The 2,092-nt window shown below is 62.2% G+C and carries 2 protein-coding genes; both read left to right on the plus strand.

Annotated features, from left to right (window positions below):
• On the plus strand, positions 1 to 1,002 hold a 1,002-nt coding region (gene tolB, locus EOA85_RS33545), incomplete at its 5' end, for a Tol-Pal system beta propeller repeat protein TolB (RefSeq protein ID WP_127212568.1).
• Positions 1,003 to 1,270: 268 nt separating this feature from the next.
• Positions 1,271 to 1,777, plus strand: coding sequence for a peptidoglycan-associated lipoprotein Pal (gene pal, locus EOA85_RS33550; RefSeq protein ID WP_127212569.1), 507 nt, complete (start codon positions 1,271 to 1,273; stop codon positions 1,775 to 1,777).
• Positions 1,778 to 2,092: the final 315 nt, after the last annotated feature.

A 2,092-nucleotide genomic window follows, 5' to 3' on the forward strand; every position in this document is an offset into this window, starting at 1 on the left:
GCGCTGGTCACCGGCAGCGTCAGCAAGGAGGCCGATGGCCGCGTCCGCGCCCAGTACAGGTTGTGGGACACCTTTGCCGGCCAGCAGATGTCGGGCGAGCAGTTCTTCGCCAACGACGCCAATACGAGGCGCGTCGCTCATATCATCGCCGATGCGATCTATGAGCGGCTGACCGGCGAGAAGGGCTATTTCGACACGCGCGTCGTCTTCATCGACGAATCGGGCGCAAAGAACGCGCGCAAGAAGCGCCTCGCCATCATGGACCAGGACGGCGCCAACGTCCGCTATCTGTCGGATGGCAGGTCGATCGTGCTGACCCCGCGCTTCTCGCCAAACCGGCAGGAAATCACTTACATGTCCTACGAAAGCGGCCAGCCGAAGGTCTATCTGCTGCAGATCGAGACCGGGCAGCGCGAACTGGTCGGCGACTTTCCCGGCATGACCTTTGCGCCGCGCTTTTCGCCCGACGGCCAGAAGGTGATCATGAGCCTGCTGCGCGACGACGGCAATTCCAACATCTTCGCCATGGACCTGAGAAGCCGCTCGACGACCAGGCTCACCAATTCGACGGCCATCGACACCTCGCCGTCCTATTCGCCGGATGGCAGCAAGGTGGTGTTCACCTCCGACCGCGGCGGCCGCGCGCAGATCTATGTGATGGGCGCCGACGGTTCGGGCCAGACCCGCATCTCCTTCGGCGACGGCGTCTATTCGACGCCGGTATGGTCGCCGCGCGGCGATCTCATCGCCTTCACCAAGCAGACTGCCGGCGAATTCCAGATCGGCGTCATGCGCGTCGACGGTTCGGGCGAGCGCATCCTTTCAACCGGCTTCCAGCAAGAGGGGCCGACCTGGGCGCCCAACGGGCGGGTGCTGATGTTCTTCCGCGATTCAGCCGGCGGGCCGAAACTCGTTTCGGTCGATCTCACTGGGCGCAACGAGCAGTCGATCCCGACCGCGAATTTCGCGTCGGACCCGGCCTGGTCGCCGCTGCTCGAGTGAGAGGAATTGGAGAAATGAGGAATTGAAGAGATGGAGAAACGGGTTTCCTCAACGCTTCGATTCGCTCCTTTCCACGACTTGGTCGCGTTTTAGCCGCATTTCCGCCTAGGGTCCGCGCACATTGTTGCCTCCTCGGATTCCCCTTGGGCAAAACGGCTGCGGACGGCAGCCGAAACCAAATTTTAACCGTGTTTCTTGAACGCCGGTTAACCCAAACGTGGTTACTGGACGATCAACGAAATCACTCGAATTGCGAAGGAGAGGCGGCATGGGCCGTATCGCAGCACTTACCAGAAACCCGGTGATGATCGCGCTGGTGGCGTCGCTCGCCATCGCCGGTTGCGCCTCGAAGAAGAACCTGAACAGCGCCGCCGATCTTGGTCTCAGTGGGGCCGGGGCGGCAACGCCCGGATCGGCCCAGGACTTCACCGTCAACATCGGCGACCGCATCTTCTTCGACACGGATTCGTCCTCGATCCGCGCCGACGCGCAGACGACGCTTTCGCGACAGGCGCAGTGGCTGAACCAGTATAGGCAGTATGCCATCGTTATCGAAGGCCATGCCGACGAGCGCGGCACGCGCGAATACAATCTGGCGCTCGGCGCCCGCCGTGCCGCCGCCACCCGCGACTTCCTCGTTGCCAGGGGTGTTTCCGCCCAGCGCCTGAAGACCATTTCCTACGGCAAGGAGCGTCCGGTTGCGGTTTGCGACGACATCTCCTGCTGGTCGCAGAACCGCCGCGCCGTCACCACGATCAGCGGCGCCGGTTCTTGATCGGCAATTTCTGATCGGCAGAAATGCAACACATATGTGCGAAAGGCGGCCGCGGCCGCCTTTTTCATGTCCGGCGCCCGTATATGGGACTTGAAACAAAATTTGGCCGAAGTCCTGCGTCCTGCTAAGAGCCGAGGCGCCTGACGGTCCCACTCCGATCGGAAGGCATGCAACAGGCAAACAATTTCACGGCGAGAGGCACATGCATTTCAGATCGGTCTTGAGCGGCACGCTTGCGCTGCTGCTCGTATCAAGCGTCGCCGCACTTGGTGGCGGTACGGGGGCAAGCGGCAACGAGCAACAACCGCCGAAAGG

Origin of the sequence: Mesorhizobium sp. M5C.F.Ca.IN.020.29.1.1, from assembly GCF_003997375.1 — a bacterium.
Lineage (GTDB): Bacteria > Pseudomonadota > Alphaproteobacteria > Rhizobiales > Rhizobiaceae > Mesorhizobium > Mesorhizobium wenxiniae.